Annotated in this window: 16 protein-coding genes; 4 read left to right on the top strand and 12 right to left on the bottom strand. The window is 57.5% G+C overall.

Going from position 1 to position 14,895, the window contains the following annotated elements; genetic code table 11:
• Nucleotides 1–30: 30 nt before the first annotated feature.
• From EKN38_RS16615 to tesA, 3 genes are read right to left on the bottom strand one after another with little or no spacing between them, the layout of a single operon-like run.
• On the bottom strand, nucleotides 31–885 hold the full coding sequence (locus tag EKN38_RS16615; RefSeq protein ID WP_014830925.1) for a co-chaperone YbbN: 855 nt from the start codon (nucleotides 883–885) through the stop codon (nucleotides 31–33).
• A 58-nt stretch (nucleotides 886–943) separates the two neighbouring features.
• Nucleotides 944–1,714, bottom strand: a complete 771-nt coding sequence (locus tag EKN38_RS16610; protein WP_013095912.1) for an SDR family oxidoreductase — start codon at nucleotides 1,712–1,714, stop codon at nucleotides 944–946.
• Between the two features lie 28 nt (nucleotides 1,715–1,742).
• Complete coding sequence (tesA, locus tag EKN38_RS16605) at nucleotides 1,743–2,366, bottom strand: multifunctional acyl-CoA thioesterase I/protease I/lysophospholipase L1 (RefSeq protein ID WP_014830926.1); 624 nt, start codon at nucleotides 2,364–2,366, stop codon at nucleotides 1,743–1,745.
• Between tesA and ybbA the strand changes: the two genes are divergently transcribed.
• The 3 genes from ybbA (at nucleotide 2,337) to EKN38_RS16590 (ending at nucleotide 6,762) form a co-directional block, all read left to right on the top strand.
• Nucleotides 2,337–3,023 (top strand): putative ABC transporter ATP-binding protein YbbA, encoded by a 687-nt coding sequence (gene ybbA, locus EKN38_RS16600; RefSeq protein WP_013095914.1) that lies wholly within the window; start codon nucleotides 2,337–2,339, stop codon nucleotides 3,021–3,023. The two genes, tesA and ybbA, sit on opposite strands and share 30 nt — an antisense overlap.
• Nucleotides 3,020–5,434: a putative ABC transporter permease subunit YbbP gene (gene ybbP, locus EKN38_RS16595; RefSeq protein ID WP_014830927.1), complete on the top strand. Its 2,415-nt coding sequence runs from the start codon at nucleotides 3,020–3,022 to the stop codon at nucleotides 5,432–5,434. Before ybbA ends, ybbP begins: the two co-directional genes overlap by 4 nt.
• A gap of 182 nt (nucleotides 5,435–5,616) precedes the next feature.
• Entirely contained in the window at nucleotides 5,617–6,762 is a 1,146-nt protein-coding gene (locus EKN38_RS16590) for a porin (RefSeq protein WP_014830928.1), read from the top strand.
• A 123-nt stretch (nucleotides 6,763–6,885) separates the two neighbouring features.
• On the opposite strand, the gene mnmH is transcribed toward EKN38_RS16590, so the two are convergent.
• From mnmH to ppiB, 7 genes are all read right to left on the bottom strand, one after another.
• Complete coding sequence (gene mnmH, locus EKN38_RS16585) at nucleotides 6,886–7,956, bottom strand: tRNA 2-selenouridine(34) synthase MnmH (protein ID WP_014830929.1); 1,071 nt, start codon at nucleotides 7,954–7,956, stop codon at nucleotides 6,886–6,888.
• 95 nt (nucleotides 7,957–8,051) lie between these two features.
• Nucleotides 8,052–9,119 carry a 5-(carboxyamino)imidazole ribonucleotide synthase gene (purK, locus tag EKN38_RS16580; protein ID WP_014830930.1) on the bottom strand — a complete coding sequence of 356 codons (1,068 nt, stop codon included), beginning with the start codon at nucleotides 9,117–9,119 and terminating at the stop codon, nucleotides 8,052–8,054.
• Nucleotides 9,116–9,625: a 5-(carboxyamino)imidazole ribonucleotide mutase gene (purE, locus tag EKN38_RS16575; protein ID WP_013095919.1), complete on the bottom strand. Its 510-nt coding sequence runs from the start codon at nucleotides 9,623–9,625 to the stop codon at nucleotides 9,116–9,118. Before purE ends, purK begins: the two co-directional genes overlap by 4 nt.
• Before the next feature lie 160 nt (nucleotides 9,626–9,785).
• Nucleotides 9,786–9,971, bottom strand: coding sequence for a hypothetical protein (locus EKN38_RS16570; protein ID WP_014830931.1), 186 nt, complete (start codon nucleotides 9,969–9,971; stop codon nucleotides 9,786–9,788).
• Between the two features lie 65 nt (nucleotides 9,972–10,036).
• On the bottom strand, nucleotides 10,037–10,246 hold the full coding sequence (locus EKN38_RS16565; protein WP_013095921.1) for a YdgH/BhsA/McbA-like domain containing protein: 210 nt from the start codon (nucleotides 10,244–10,246) through the stop codon (nucleotides 10,037–10,039).
• 140 nt (nucleotides 10,247–10,386) lie between these two features.
• Entirely contained in the window at nucleotides 10,387–11,109 is a 723-nt protein-coding gene (lpxH, locus tag EKN38_RS16560; RefSeq protein WP_014830932.1) for a UDP-2,3-diacylglucosamine diphosphatase, read from the bottom strand.
• 3 nt (nucleotides 11,110–11,112) lie between these two features.
• The gene (ppiB, locus tag EKN38_RS16555; protein WP_126522453.1) at nucleotides 11,113–11,607 is read right to left on the bottom strand and encodes a peptidylprolyl isomerase B; all 495 of its coding nucleotides are present in this window, start codon (nucleotides 11,605–11,607) and stop codon (nucleotides 11,113–11,115) included.
• Nucleotides 11,608–11,781: 174 nt separating this feature from the next.
• On the opposite strand from ppiB, the gene cysS reads away from it, so the two are divergent.
• Nucleotides 11,782–13,167 (top strand): cysteine--tRNA ligase, encoded by a 1,386-nt coding sequence (gene cysS, locus EKN38_RS16550; protein ID WP_014830933.1) that lies wholly within the window; start codon nucleotides 11,782–11,784, stop codon nucleotides 13,165–13,167.
• 52 nt (nucleotides 13,168–13,219) lie between these two features.
• Here cysS and EKN38_RS16545 read toward each other — a convergent pair whose 3' ends face one another.
• Together EKN38_RS16545 and malI are read right to left on the bottom strand one after the other, a co-directional pair.
• Complete coding sequence (locus tag EKN38_RS16545; RefSeq protein WP_014830934.1) at nucleotides 13,220–13,747, bottom strand: metal-dependent hydrolase; 528 nt, start codon at nucleotides 13,745–13,747, stop codon at nucleotides 13,220–13,222.
• Between the two features lie 74 nt (nucleotides 13,748–13,821).
• Nucleotides 13,822–14,838 (bottom strand): Mal regulon transcriptional regulator MalI, encoded by a 1,017-nt coding sequence (malI, locus tag EKN38_RS16540; protein WP_014830935.1) that lies wholly within the window; start codon nucleotides 14,836–14,838, stop codon nucleotides 13,822–13,824.
• Nucleotides 14,839–14,895 lie beyond the last annotated feature (57 nt).

Below are 14,895 nucleotides of genomic sequence, written 5' to 3'. Positions count from 1 at the left end.
GGTAAGCGATAGCGCCACCGGGCTTTTTTATCAGTACAGCAGCGCGTACAGCTGACGACGGTACTTCGACGCCAGCGCATCGCCGGTACCCAGTGCGGCCAGGATCTCCTGGAACATTTTCCGCGCCTGACCGTCTGCGGCCGCCAGATCGTTTTGCAGATGGCTGAACAGCAGTTCCAGTGCCTCTTCGTTTCGGCCCACCTGATGCAGCTGGAGTGCCAGCTGGCTTGCCAGCGCGGCGTCGGCCGGGTTATCGGCAACCTGCTGCTGCAGTTGCTGGATTTCCGGGGTATCCGCCGCCTGTTTTAGCAGCTCAATTTGCGCCACGAGGCCCTGGTAGCGGGTGTCCTGATCCTGCAACGGGATCGTCTTCAGCACGGCTTCAGCGTCTTCTGAGCGGTGCAGGGCAATCTGCGTTTCAGCCAGCAGCAGGCCAATCTGGCTGTTCTGCTTAGAGAGCTGCCAGGCGTCTTTCAACAGCGGCAGCGCGTCGTCGTATTGACCTTCCTGCATCAGCGCCATGGCTTCCTGCGCTTTTAGCTCCTCCTCACGCGGCAGCACTTTATCCAGCAGGGCGCGGATCGCCTCTTCAGGTTGCGGCCCCTGGAAGCCATCGACAGGCTGTCCGTTCTGGAAAAGGTAAACCGTTGGGATGGCACGCAGGCCAAACTGAGAGGCCACCATGGGTTCTGCATCACAGTCCAGTCTGGCGAGAATGAACTGGCCATTGTATTGGGCGGCAAGGCTTTCGAGGACCGGCGTCAGCTGCAGACAGTGTTGGCTGCGTTCAGACCAGAAGTAGAACAGTACCGGTTTAACCATCGACTGTTCGAGGACCTGTTGCAGGTTTGCTTCAGTAATATTGACGATATTCTGTACGGACATGCGGCATTCTCTTTTATCGGTGTGTTATTTACATGGGGATGAGCGTCGTCGCTTCAACTCAACCGTGTAAAATTTTGTCCATCATCCGGCCCGGCAGCAGGCGTTTTAACCAGCCTACGGCATGGGTGACCAGCGTTACCGGGTAGCGCATTTTGGGGTTATCGCTCTCAAAAGCATGGCGCACTTTCGCGACAACCGCTTCCGGCCCAAGGGTAAAACGTGCGGCAATGCCGGGGTTTTCGACCGGTTTGTCCGCCTGCGTCTGGTTAACGTTATCCGTAAACCGGGTGCGGATGGGACCGGGTTCAATCAGGCTCACCTTAATCCCGCTGTGACGCAACTCCATGCGCAGGGCGTCCGACCATGCTTCAAGCGCATATTTGCTGGCGGCATACGCGCCGCGGCCGGGGGTAGAAATCAGCCCCATCACCGAGGAGGTCATCACGATACGCCCTTCACCGTGTGGCAGCATCGCCGGAAGCAGGCGCATGGTGAGCTGATGCACACCGAAAAAGTTGCTGGAAAACTGTTGTTCAAGCTGTTCGCGGGAGATCGTATTCAGCGGGCCATAGAGACCGTAACCGGCATTATTGAACAGACCGTACAGACGGTTGCCGGTAAGGGCGATCACCTCATCGGCGGCGCGTTCAACGCTTTCTGGTGAGTCCAGATCCAGCAACACGCTGGTGAACCCCATCCCGTTGAGGCGTTCCACATCGTCAGGTTTACGGCAGGCCGCCAGCACCTGAAATCCCTGACGCTTTAATTCGAGCGCACTTTCAAGACCAATTCCGCTGGAACATCCTGTAATTAAGACCGATTTTTGCATAACTTTACCTGTCAGGATCTCCGCTTAATCAGGAGTCATGGTTAACTAAAGGAGCCAGCCGCGTTGCCATCCAGTCGGCAATAAACGGCTGCGCATCGCGATTGGGGTGGATCCCGTCATCCTGCATCCAGTTGGGTTTGAGATAGACCTCTTCCATGAAAAATGGCAGCAGCGGAATATCAAACTCGTTGGCAAGCTTAGGGTAGATCGCACTAAAGGCTTCATTATACCGACGACCGTAGTTGGCGGGCAGGCGAATTTGCATCAGCAGCGGCTGGGCGTTCGCGGCTTTAATGTCCTTCAGGATGGTGCGCAGGGTTTGTTCCGTTTGCTGAGGCTGGAAGCCACGCAATCCGTCGTTACCGCCCAGCTCCACCAGTACCCATCGCGGTTGATGCTGTTTGAGCAAGGCTGGCAGACGCGACAGGCCCTGCTGCGAGGTATCACCGCTGATGCTGGCGTTGATAACAGCTGTTTTGCTCTGCCATTTTTCGTTGAGCAGAGCCGGCCAGGCCGCACTGGCGGCCATACGATAGCCTGCGCTGAGGCTGTCGCCGAGAACCAGTAACGTGTCCGCTGCCGCCGCGCGGAAAGTCATCAGAATCAAAAACAGGAAGGGCAAATGCCAGCGGAAAACATTGTTGAAGTTCATCGTCTTAAGAAGTCCGTCGGTCAGGGGGAACACGAGCTTTCCATCCTCACCGGAGTTGAACTCGTTGTCAAACCTGCCGAAACCATTGCGCTGATTGGCGAATCCGGTTCCGGAAAGTCCACGCTGCTGGCTATTCTGGCCGGACTGGACGACGGCAGCAGCGGCGAGGTTAACCTGGTCGGACAGCCGCTGCATCAGCTTGATGAAGAGGCGCGTGCCGCGCTGCGTGCCCGTCACATCGGCTTTGTGTTTCAATCCTTCATGCTGATCCCCACCCTGAACGCGCTGGAAAATGTTGAGTTGCCCGCGCTGCTGCGCGGTGAAAGCAGCCGTGAAAGCCGCGATCATGCGAAGGCATTGCTGGAACAGCTGGGGCTGGGGAAACGCCTTGACCATCTTCCGGCGCAGCTTTCCGGTGGAGAGCAGCAGCGCGTGGCACTGGCCCGTGCATTTAATGGTCGCCCGGAGGTGCTGTTTGCCGATGAACCCACCGGGAACCTGGACCGTAAAACCGGAGATAAGATTGCCGATCTGCTGTTCTCGCTCAACCGGGAACATGGCACCACGCTGATTCTGGTCACGCACGATCCGCAGTTGGCCGCCCGCTGCGATCGTCGCCTGCGGCTGGTCAACGGTGAATTGCAGGAGGAAGCATGATTGCCCGCTGGTTCTGGCGCGAGTGGCGCTCGCCTTCGCTGCTGATTGTCTGGCTGGCGTTGAGCCTGGCGGTGGCCTGCGTGCTGGCGCTGGGCAGCGTCAGCGATCGCATGGAGAAAGGGCTTAGCCAGCAAAGCCGCGAATTTATGGCGGGCGACAGGGCGCTGCAAAGCTCGCGCGCCGTTCCGCCGGGCTGGATAGACGAAGCGCGCAAGCGGGGGCTGAAGGTCGGGGAGCAGATAAGCTTCCAGACCATGACCTTCGCCGGTGACACGCCGCAGCTGGCCAGCGTCAAAGCCGTGGATGATATCTACCCGATGTACGGTGAACTGCAGACCAGCCCGCCAGGCGTCAAGCCGAAACCCGGTACGGTGCTGCTGGCACCGCGACTGATGGCGCTGCTGAACCTGAAAACCGGTGACAGCATCGACGTGGGGGACGCGACGCTGACCATTGCCGGGGAGGTGGTTCAGGAACCCGATTCCGGCTTTAATCCGTTCCAGCTCGCCCCACGCTTGCTGATGAACACCGCAGACGTGGCGAAAACCAACGCCGTGCAGCCGGGGAGCCGCGTCACCTGGCGCTATAAGTTTGGCGGCACGCCTGCGCAGCTGGAGGCGTATGAAAAATGGCTTCTGCCGCAGTTAAAACCGGAGCACCGCTGGTACGGGCTTGAGCAGGATGAAGGCGCGCTCGGCAAGTCTCTTGAACGCTCTCAGCAGTTTCTGCTGCTCTCGGCGCTGTTAACCCTGCTGCTGGCCGTGGCGGCGGTAGCCGTGGCGATGGGGCACTACTGCCGCAGTCGCTACGATCTGGTGGCGATCCTCAAAACCCTTGGCGCGGGCAGGGCGCAATTGCGGAGGCTGATTGTCGGCCAGTGGCTGATGGTGCTGGCGCTGTCGGCCGTCACCGGTGGGGCAACAGGTCTGCTGTTTGAAAAGCTGCTGATGATGCTCCTGAAACCGGTACTGCCTGCCGCGCTGCCGCCAGCAAGCCTCTGGCCGTGGCTGTGGGCGATTGGCGCGATGACCGTGATTTCATTGCTGGTGGGGTTGCGCCCGTACCGGCTCCTGCTCGCCACCCAGCCGCTGCGCGTGCTGCGCCGTGATGTGGTGGCCAGCGTCTGGCCGCTCAAATACTACCTGCCGGTGATGATTGCCGTGGTGGTCGGGCTCCTTGCCTGGCTGATGGGCGGGAGTACCCTGCTGTGGGCCGTGCTGGTCGGGGCGGTGGTTCTGGCGCTGCTGTGTGGCGTGCTGGGCTGGATGTTGCTCACTGTTCTGAAAAGGGTAACGATAAAATCCCTTCCCGTGCGGCTGGCGGTGAACCGTCTGCTGCATCAGCCGTGGTCAACGCTGAGCCAGCTTTCGGCGTTTTCGCTGTCGTTTATGCTGCTGGCGCTTCTGCTGGTGCTGCGCGGGGATCTGCTGGATCGCTGGCAACAGCAGCTTCCGCCGGAAAGCCCGAACTATTTTCTGATCAATATTGCCCCCGAACAGGTGACGCCACTGAAGGGTTTCCTGTCCGGGCATCACATTATTCCTGAGTCGTTCTATCCGATCGTGCGTGCACGCCTGACGCAGATCAACGGTCAGTCGACGGAGGGGAATAAAGATGAGTCGCTCAATCGTGAGCTAAACCTGACCTGGCAGGAGAAGCGCCCGGATCACAACCCGATCACCGCCGGAAGCTGGCCGCCGAAGGCAGGGGAAGTGTCGATGGAAGAGGGGCTGGCGGAGCGTCTGAAGGTGAAGCTGGGAGACAGCGTGACCTTTACCGGCGACACGCAGGACTTCAGCGCCAGGGTTACCAGCCTGCGCAAGGTTGACTGGGAAAGCCTGCGGCCTAACTTCTTCTTTATCTTCCCGCCGGGCGCGCTGGACGGGCAGCCGCAGAGCTGGCTGACCAGCTTCCGCTGGGAAAACGGCAACGGCATGCTGACGCAGCTTAACCGGGAGTTTCCGACGGTGAGCCTGCTGGACATCGGTGCGATCCTCAGACAGGTCGGGCAGGTGCTTGAGCAGGTCAGCCGCGCGCTGGAGGTGATGGTGGTGCTGGTGACGATCTGCGGCGTGCTGTTGCTACTGGCGCAGGTACAGGTAGGCATGCGTCAGCGTCACCAGGAGCTGGTGGTCTACCGCACGCTGGGCGCAGGCAAGCGACTGCTGCGCGCCACGCTCTGGAGCGAGTTCGCTCTGCTGGGGCTGGTGGCAGGCCTGGTGGCAGCCATTGGCGCAGAGGCGGCGCTGGCAGTACTGCAGGCGAAAGTCTTCGACTTCCCGTGGGAGCCAGACTGGCGTCTGTGGCTGACGCTGCCGGTGTGCGGTGCGCTTCTGCTTTCACTTTGCGGCGGCTGGCTCGGAACGCGGCTGTTAAAAGGCAAAGCACTGTTCCGCCAGTTTGTCAGTTAGTTCACAGACGTGATGGTTGCGTACCGGTTTAAATGCTGGTACGCAGCCTGTTAACAGCACAAATCGATAATACCCACTCATTTAGTAGCACAAAACATTAAAAACCCACCCACACAGTCCGTTTATTTCCAGTTAATATTCACACGCTAAATATTTAGCAGCGTGTCTATTAAGGAAAAATAATGACTATAAAAACAACCGCGCTGGCGACAGCTATTGGCGCAGCAGTGGCATTAACCTCCTTCGCATCTCAGGCGGAAATCACGGTTCTTAAGCAAGATCCGCAGGCGGGTAACCCGCTGAGCCGTCTGAACTTTACCGTTGGCGGCAGTATTCGTCCTCAGTTCCAGAACATGACGGGCGACGACGGTAAAAACAGCTACAAACGCAACGGCTTCGACGGCGGCACCCGTTTCCGTTTTGCGGCAGATTACTATCTGTTCGACGACATCAGCTGGATCAGCTACTACGAGCTGGGTGTGAATATCCCTGCCCAGTTCAACTGGGATCATCACTATGCTGACGGTGCCCACGACACCACGCGCCGTATGCTCTACACCGGCCTGAAGAGCGACACCTGGGGTACGCTGACCTTCGGTCAACAGAACAGCGTGTACTATGATGTGGTGGGTGTGAAAACCGATATCTGGGACTACGACATGATCGCCCAGGCACCAGGTAACGGCATCAACGGCGACTACGATGGCTCTTATCGTTCACGCAATATGCTGAAATATAAGAAAACCGTTGGCGATGCTGATATCTACGCCTCTTACCTGTTTGAAGACAGCGAATACCTGCCGGGTAACGGTCTGCGCTACAAGCGTAAAGGCGGCGGTTCCCTGGGTATTGATTACCACCTGACCACCGACCTGACCTGGGGTGCGGCATGGAACTACACCCGTGCGGACATGCGCAACCCGGACAACGGCGACAGCAAAACCTATGACCAGAACATCCTCGGTACCGCGCTCAGCTGGACGCCGGATAACTGGACCTTCTCTGCTGGCGGCGGCTGGTATCAGAACTTCCTGACCACCAAAAAAGTGTCTGTGAACGACTACTTTGCCGGTGACGCATGGGGTATCGAATACTTCGCAGGGTACAAATTCCCAATCAATCAGTATGCGGTTAAATCCATCCAGCCTTACTTCATGGGTGACCGTATCGAGTACGTGAACGGCCGTAACTACCAGCGCATCGACAACGGTGTGGGTATCAGCTTCCAGCTGGATTACGGTTTCCGTGTGGATTACGAACACGTGTTCACCTCCAGCACCGACAACCTGGGCGATATGAACCTGGTGCGTCTGCGTTACGACTTCTAAGGTCGAAACACAGGGTGCAGTCTGATGCCCTCACCCTGGCCCTCTCCCACAGGGAGAGGGTACAAACATTAAAAACGGCAACCAGGTTGCCGTTTTGCTTTTACCTTGCCACCCGGCTTTCTTTCAGCGATCAAGCCAGTCAGCGACCTCGCCATACGTCCCGCGATACACAATCTTCTCCGCTTTCTTCTCCAGCTGATAGCCGTACATCGGGTCGTAATAATCTCTGAGCAGCGGCGCAAGCCAGCTAAAGTGTGCGTCAGTGCTGCCAGAGCGTTGTTGTTCCAGCAGCGCGGAATCTAACAGCGCGGTGAATTCCGCATAACGCTGCAGCCCCAGACGGCGGCGAATGGCGAACAGGCCGTGGTGCAGATACTCGCTATACTCCTTCCAGCCAGCCTCTTCGCCGTAGGCGGCAGAAAAATCGGCCCACATATGGTCGAAATACTCTTCGCGCAGGCGCTCAAGACGAATGTCAAACGGATCCTCTACCACCACGATAGGGGCTTCGGTCATCCGGTCGCGCAGGCATTCCGGCAGATGGTTAGAGCCAATCATCCTGCCCTCATCCTCCAGCACCCAACGTGCAGCATCCTTTTTCAGCAGTTCGACGGCAAGGTGATTTTCAAAGCTTGCCTGGGAAAGCTGTGGTGTGAGCGTGCGGCCAAACGACGAGCCGCGATGGTGAGCCAGCCCTTCCAGATCGATCCCCTGCGCGTGCTGCTTCACCAGCAACGTTTTACCGTTTCCGGTACAGCCGCCAATAAGCACCATCGGTTTTTGTGACTGCTCGAGGGTGAGCTGAATCGCCGCCTGACGCAGGGCTTTATAGCCACCGCGGATCAGCGGGTAATCCACACCCGCCTCTTTCAGCCAGGCCTGTGAGATATGCGAGCGCTGTCCACCGCGCGCGCAGCAGAGATAGCCTTCAGGACGGGCAAGACAGGCTTCGCGCCAGGCGTTGATTCGGGCCTCACGCGTGTCGCCGCTCACCAGGCTGTGGCCGAGCGCCAGCGCAGCGTCGGGCCCCTGGCGTTTGTAGCAGGTCCCCACGGCGGCGCGTTCGTCGTCATTCATTAAAGGCAGGTTGATTGCCGCAGGCATCGCACCCTGCGCAAATTCTATCGGCGCGCGAACGTCGATTAAGGGGGTATCGGACGCGAGGATCGCGCGATAATCCGTTCCATCGTTCATGGTTATTCCAGAAATCAAAACAGCAATGGAGGGGGATTTTACGCGCGTGGGGAGAGGCCGGGGAAGGGGAAGATCAACTCCCCGGCATTTATCGCTTATTTGAGCTTTGACTGCGCCCAGACAATCCCGCTTGCGTATTCCGGCGGCAGGAGAGGGATCATTGCTTCCAGGGTCGCGCTCAGGCGGCCTGCGTCGCTGTCGTTCAGGTTCAGGTGACCCACTTTACGACCCGGACGAACCTCTTTGTCGTACCAGTGCAGATGCACCAGCGGCAGCTTCAGCCAGTCGTAGTTCAGATCGGTACCGATCAGGTTGATCATCACCGACGGGCTGTTGACCACCGGCTGCGGCAGCGGCAGGTCAGTTATGGCGCGCAGGTGCAGCTCAAACTGGCTGATTGATGCGCCGTTTTGCGTCCAGTGGCCGCTGTTGTGAACGCGCGGTGCCAGTTCGTTGATCAGCAGACCGGACGGCGTCACAAAACACTCCATCGCCATCACGCCCACATAACCCAGTTCATGCATAATGGCCGAGAGCATCTCTTCCGCCTGGGCCTGCTGTTCAGCATTGGCCTGGGGGAAGGCGACGCTGGTGCGTAAGATCCCGTCCTGATGCAGGTTATGGGTCAGAGGATAAAATACGGTACGCCCGTCGTGGCCGCGAGCGCCAACCAGCGACACTTCACCGCTGAAGTTAATGCCCTGCTCAACGATGCACTCTCCGTAGCACTCTTCCGGCAGTTCAGCTGTTTCGTGCGCGCGCAAACGCCACTGTCCGCGGCCGTCATACCCGCCGACGCGACGCTTTACAATCGCCAGTTCGCCCAGCATTGCGAAGACATCGTTCCACTCGCTTTTATCAGACAGCAACTGCCACGGCGCGGTCGCCAGGCCGAGCTTGTCGAACAGCTGTTTTTGCGTTAAACGGTCAGCAATGATGGGGAACACGTCGCGGTTCACAAAAGCGTTATGGCGCGCCAGTTCACGGGTCAGCGGGGTTTCCGGCCAGCGTTCGATCTCGGCGGTTATGACGCTCTGGTGGAACGGCACGGCTTCGGGTTCGGCATCCAGACCGACCGGCCAGACGGCAATGCCCAGCGGTTCGCCGGCCTGGCGCAGCATGCGGCCTAACTGACCGTTACCGAGAACGCAAACCTGCTTCATGCCGCACCCCGCGGGTCCGGGTTGTCCAGCACCTCGTCGGTCTGGGCTTTACGCCAGTCCGCCAGACGCTGGTGTAACGCTTTATCGTGCGTCGCCAGGATTTGTGCTGCCAGCAAAGCCGCGTTTGCCGCGCCCGCTTTACCGATGGCCAGCGTACCCACAGGAATACCGCGCGGCATCTGCACGATGGAGTAAAGGCTGTCGACACCACTCAGTGCCGCGCTCTGCACCGGAACACCCAGTACCGGCACCAGCGTTTTGGCGGCAATCATGCCCGGCAGATGTGCTGCGCCACCCGCACCGGCAATGATCACCTCGTAACCGTTCTCTTGCGCGCTTTCGGCGAAGCTGAACAGTTTATCCGGCGTGCGGTGTGCGGAAACCACTTCAACGTGGTGAGGAACATTCAGGATTTCAAAGATTTCGGCGGCGAACTGCATGGTAGCCCAGTCGCTTTTGGACCCCATCACGATGGCGACACGCGCCGGATTATTGCGGGAAGACATGCGTCTTAAAACTCCTGTGGTGCGAAACACACTGCTTTCGAGGGCACAGAGAATAGCATGTAATACGGGCAAGGAAAACGGTTGCGCGGTTAAAAACTGAGCCGTTGTGGTGCACTAGAATAACAAAACAGACCGGGTTCAGGCGGTCTGTTTTGAGAGGTTACTGAAGATCCCCTGCGGTCAGGTTCTCTTTGTCGAACGCGTGGTTGACATCAATATGATTCACCAGGCTGGTGTCGATATTCGAGCCTGCTTCCGGTGTGGAGAAGCCTTTCTCCGCCGCCATCGCGCCAGTGGACAGTCCGGCCGCCAGCAGCAGGGCACTTACGATGCTGATTTTTTTCATTCTCTTTCCTTCCTCATCGTCTTGTCGCTGTCGCAGATGGACTGGCGGCACGGCAATCAGTGGTCTTATTTAGTCAGTTCTGCGGTCATGTGCACGCGGTTGTTGAACTGTGCGCTGGTGATTTTGTAAGACGCGCCCTGTTCAGCAGCCTGAGCGGCAATTTTCGCTTCTGCACGGTCAAGGGTAGAGGCTGTCGCGCTGACGCTTTGTGCGAAAGAACCGAAAGAGATCAGAGACAGAGCGGCAACTGCAACGAAAGTTTTGATAGATTTCATGGTCGTATTCCTTAAGTGTTTTGTTTGGGATAGGGCGTGTTGCCCTGATGTGATAAATGATAGGCCGACCACGGGCTGATTAAAATCGAAACAATTTGCCGATATCGTTCAAAAAAATAGAATGAATTTTGCGGGAGAGATTAAAACGGAAAAGCGATCAGTTCCACGCCTTCAGGCGTGACTTTAACCATCGATCCTTCGCTGTGCCAGGCACCCAGTACCACACGGTGAGCCGGTTCGCCGTTGGCGACCAACGTATGCACGTCGGGACGGTGGGTATGACCGTGGATCAACCACTGGACGTGGTGTTTCTCCATCACGTTCACCACCGCCTGCGTGTTGACGTCCATGATGGTCATCGACTTGCTGCTGTTGGCGGCTTTACTGCCCGCGCGCATTCTGGCGGCGATACGGTTACGGATAAACAGCGGCAGGGCAAGGAATACCTTTTGGATCCATGGGGTGTGGACCTTCGCACGAAACGCCTGATAGCCGGTATCGTCAGTACAGAGCGTGTCACCGTGCATGATCAGGACTTTTCGACCATAGAGATCAAGCACCTGTTCTTCTGGCAGCAGCGTCATGCCGCTTTCGCGGGCGTAGCGAGGACCGACCAGAAAATCGCGGTTGCCGTGAATGAAGTAGCAGGGAACGCCGGAGGTGACCAGCGCGTGAATGGCGGCAGCCATTTCACGATGCAGAGGGTTCGGGTCGTCGTCGCCGATCCAGGCTTCAAACAGGTCGCCAAGGATGTAAAGCGCGTCGGCGCTTCTGGCTTCACCCGCTAAAAAACGCAGAAAACCGGCGGTGATCGCCGGTTCTTCTGTTTGCAGGTGCAAATCTGCAATAAAGAGTGTCGCCACGAATTACTCGCTGACGGTCACGCTGGTAATCACAACGTCTTCTTTTGGAACGTCCTGATGCATGCCGCTGCGGCCGGTGGAAACGGCTTTGATCTTGTCGACCACGTCCATACCTTCAACCACTTCTGCGAATACGCAGTAGCCCCAACCCTGCAGGCTTTCGCCGGAGAAGTTCAGGAAGTCGTTGTCAGCCACGTTGATGAAGAACTGCGCGGTGGCAGAGTGAGGTGCCTGAGTACGCGCCATCGCCAGCGTGCCACAGGTGTTTTTCAGACCGTTGTTGGCTTCGTTTTTGATCGCTTCTTTGGTTTCTTTCTGGCGCATGCCAGGTTCAAAACCGCCGCCCTGGATCATAAAACCGTTGATCACACGGTGGAAGATGGTGTTGTTGTAGAAACCTTCGCGGCAGTAGTCCAGGAAGTTTTTAACTGTTTCAGGCGCTTTGTCATCAAAGGTTTTGATTACGATATCGCCATGATTAGTGTGGAAAGTAACCATTTTTGCATCCTGTTCCGTTATTGTGGTACGTCGACCCGCGTTCGGGTCATATATAGGGGCCTGTTATAGCATAACCACAGGATGCGATCACCTTGCATTGTGTGCTGCTTCGGGTTTGAATTACGGGTAGAATACCCGGTTTTCGTCCACACACGTGTTTACATGGAATCTTCGATGTTAAAAATATTTAATACAATGACGCGCCAGAAAGAGGAATTTAAACCTATCCATGCCGGGGAAGTCGGCATGTACGTGTGTGGTATTACGGTTTACGATCTCTGTCATATCGGCCATGGCCGTACCTTTGTCGCGTTCGACGTGGTGTCCCGTTACCTGCGTTTCCTCGGGTATAACCTGAAGTACGTGCGCAACATCACCGATATTGACGACAAAATCATCAAGCGCGCTAATGAAAATGGCGAAAGCTTTGTCGCGCTGGTGGATCGTATGATCGTTGAGATGCACAAAGATTTCGACGCGTTAAACATTTTGCGCCCGGACAGCGAGCCGCGTGCAACCCACCATATTCATGAAATTATCGACATCACTGAAAAGCTGATCGCACGCGGTCATGCGTACGTTGCGGACAATGGCGACGTGATGTTCTCGGTGCCAACCGATCCCACCTACGGCTCGTTGTCCCGTCAGGATCTTGACCAGCTTCAGGCCGGCGCGCGCGTTGACGTGGTCGACGTGAAGCGTAACCCAATGGACTTTGTGCTGTGGAAGATGTCCAAAGAGGGCGAACCAAGCTGGCCATCTCCATGGGGTGAAGGGCGTCCAGGCTGGCACATTGAGTGCTCGGCGATGAACTGCAAACAGCTGGGCAAACACTTCGATATTCACGGCGGCGGTTCAGACCTCATGTTCCCGCACCACGAAAACGAAATCGCGCAGTCCACCTGTGCGCACGGCGGCGAGTATGTGAACTACTGGATGCACTCCGGGATGGTGATGGTTGATCGCGAGAAGATGTCTAAATCGCTGGGCAACTTCTTCACTGTACGTGACGTGCTGAAGTATTACGATGCGGAAACCGTACGTTACTTCCTGATGTCCGGTCACTACCGCAGCCAGCTGAATTACAGCGAAGAGAACCTGAAACAGGCGCGCTCGGCGCTGGAGCGTCTGTACACCGCGCTGCGCGGTACCGACAAGTCCGTGGAGGCTGCGGGTGGCGAGGCGTTCGAGGCCCGTTTTGTTGAGGTGATGAACGATGATTTCAACACGCCGGAAGCCTACTCCGTGCTGTTCGACATGGCGCGTGAAGTCAACCGTCTGAAGTCAGAAGATATGGCGGCAGCGAATGCGCTGGCTTCTCACCTGCGCAAACTCTCTTCCGTGCTCGGCCTGCTGGAGCAGGAGCCGGATGCCTTCCTGCAGAGCGGCGCACAGGCGGATGACGGTGAAGTGGCGGAGATTGAAGCGCTGATTAACGCACGTCTCGAAGCCCGTCAGGCTAAAGACTGGGCGGCAGCAGATGCGGCGCGTAACCGTCTGACCGAGATGGGGATCATCCTGGAAGATGGCCCTCAGGGGACCACCTGGCGCCGTAAGTAATTTTCCTCTCACCCTAACCCTCTCCCTGTGGGAGAGGGCCGGGGTGAGGGCATCAGCGCGCACGCTTTCGCCACCACAACAATCCCATCAGCACCACCCCCGGCAGCCATACCCACAGCAGTTCAGAGATAATCACCTGATGCCCGTACGGCGTGGTGTAGCGAGACAGCGCAAACGGCGCGACCTTGATCACCTGCCACGGCGCAAAGAACCGTTCATCTGACCACGGCCACAGCCAGCCGACGCCTTTCCCGCCGGTGGTGATGGAATCGAGCAGGCTGTGCGACAGCAGCGACACGGTTAAAAACAGCCAGCAGCGCGTCAAACTTGCCCTGAACCATCGTCGCCCGAACAGTACGCAGAGTATCGGCACCACGAAGGCAAACAGCAGTGAATGGGTAAAGCCGCGATGGCCGAAAACGTTGCCGTAAGCAACGCCGAACTTAAACGCCAGCACGTCGGCATCGGGCAGCATTGCGAGCACGACACCGGCGAAAAGCAGGCGGGGAGGGATAACCCGGGTTCCCAGACCTAATCCCAGGCAAAGCGGAACAGCAGCGTGAGTAATAACGGTAGGCATCGTAATTTTCCATGACAAATCATGGCAATATAGCAGCGATTTTGCTGGAACTGACCTGTGCTAAATTCCGATTTTTACGCCGATTCCCGCGCGATAAGCTGGCCGGAGAGGGTAATGCGCTGCGTCTGCAGCTCTGGCTCTTTCAGCTTACGAATGATAAGACCCGCCGCCTGGCGGCCTGTCTCGTCACTGGCGGAGGAGACATAGGTAAACGACGGCGAGGTCAGGTTGACGTGCAGCATATCTTCAAAGCCCACCACTGCGACCTGCTGCGTCAGAAACACGTCTTTTCCCACGGTGCGGCCCACCTGATGAATGCCGCTAATGCAGCCGATCATCGCATCCGGTGAATGGCAGAGCAGGGCGGTGATGGTGTTGTTTTTCTCAAGCAGCTGGCGGGTCGCCATCGCCGCGGCTTGCGTGTCATCGCTGCAGGCCGGGGAGCTTTCATCGCGCCACACCAGCCCGTTCTGGGTCATTGCGCTGCGAAATCCGAGCAGGCGTTGCTCGCGAATAAGGCAGCCTTCCCGCCCGCCAATGTAGGCGATGTTGCGGTGCCCACGTTCAATAAGATAGCGCGCGGCCAGGTTCGCCGCCTGGCGGTTATCGCGCATCACCAGGTTGCATTTTTCGTCCAACAGAGACTGCGAGACCACCACCAGCGGCAGCGGACACTGGCGGATCTGCTCCGGCAGGGTTGAGGAGCGCGTATCAGAGGCGAGATAGATCACGCCCGCCACGCCCTGTTGCTTAAAGGAGAGCAGAGTACGCTCTAAATGTTCCTGATCGTTCAGCGGCTGGCCGAGAAAAACCATATACCCCTGCTTCTCCAGCTCCTGGACGATACTCGCCATGACTTTGATGGAAAAGCTGTCGCTAAAATCACGCAGGATCAGGCCGATCAGGTTGGAGGTGTTGGCGCGAAGGTTGGCAGCGGCAACGTTATGAACATAGCCTAGCGTCGTGATGGCGGCATTGACCTTCTCGATCGTTGCTTCGGAGATTTTCCCTTTCTGGCGCAGCACCAGCGATACGGTAGAGACCGACACCCCCGCGTGCTTTGCGACATCAATGATGCTGACTTTCTTCAAAACCGCTCCCTGAAATTTACCGATTATCAGCCAGATACGACACGTCTCTCAGCCTAC

Source organism: Enterobacter sp. WCHEn045836 (genome assembly GCF_003965585.1).
GTDB classification, from domain to species: Bacteria; Pseudomonadota; Gammaproteobacteria; order Enterobacterales; family Enterobacteriaceae; genus Enterobacter; species Enterobacter dissolvens.
This window is presented reverse-complemented; position numbering and strand designations above follow the sequence as displayed.

Coding starts and splice junctions, on each gene's coding strand:
- EKN38_RS16615 (WP_014830925.1), bottom strand. CDS start 885: ATGTCCGTACAGAATATCGTCAATATTACTGAAGCAAACCTGCAACAG.
- EKN38_RS16610 (WP_013095912.1), bottom strand. CDS start 1,714: ATGCAAAAATCGGTCTTAATTACAGGATGTTCCAGCGGAATTGGTCTT.
- ybbA (WP_013095914.1), top strand. CDS start 2,337: ATGCCAGCGGAAAACATTGTTGAAGTTCATCGTCTTAAGAAGTCCGTC.
- tesA (WP_014830926.1), bottom strand. CDS start 2,366: ATGAACTTCAACAATGTTTTCCGCTGGCATTTGCCCTTCCTGTTTTTG.
- ybbP (WP_014830927.1), top strand. CDS start 3,020: ATGATTGCCCGCTGGTTCTGGCGCGAGTGGCGCTCGCCTTCGCTGCTG.
- EKN38_RS16590 (WP_014830928.1), top strand. CDS start 5,617: ATGACTATAAAAACAACCGCGCTGGCGACAGCTATTGGCGCAGCAGTG.
- mnmH (WP_014830929.1), bottom strand. CDS start 7,956: ATGAACGATGGAACGGATTATCGCGCGATCCTCGCGTCCGATACCCCC.
- purK (WP_014830930.1), bottom strand. CDS start 9,119: ATGAAGCAGGTTTGCGTTCTCGGTAACGGTCAGTTAGGCCGCATGCTG.
- purE (WP_013095919.1), bottom strand. CDS start 9,625: ATGTCTTCCCGCAATAATCCGGCGCGTGTCGCCATCGTGATGGGGTCC.
- EKN38_RS16570 (WP_014830931.1), bottom strand. CDS start 9,971: ATGAAAAAAATCAGCATCGTAAGTGCCCTGCTGCTGGCGGCCGGACTG.
- EKN38_RS16565 (WP_013095921.1), bottom strand. CDS start 10,246: ATGAAATCTATCAAAACTTTCGTTGCAGTTGCCGCTCTGTCTCTGATC.
- ppiB (WP_126522453.1), bottom strand. CDS start 11,607: ATGGTTACTTTCCACACTAATCATGGCGATATCGTAATCAAAACCTTT.
- cysS (WP_014830933.1), top strand. CDS start 11,782: ATGTTAAAAATATTTAATACAATGACGCGCCAGAAAGAGGAATTTAAA.
- EKN38_RS16545 (WP_014830934.1), bottom strand. CDS start 13,747: ATGCCTACCGTTATTACTCACGCTGCTGTTCCGCTTTGCCTGGGATTA.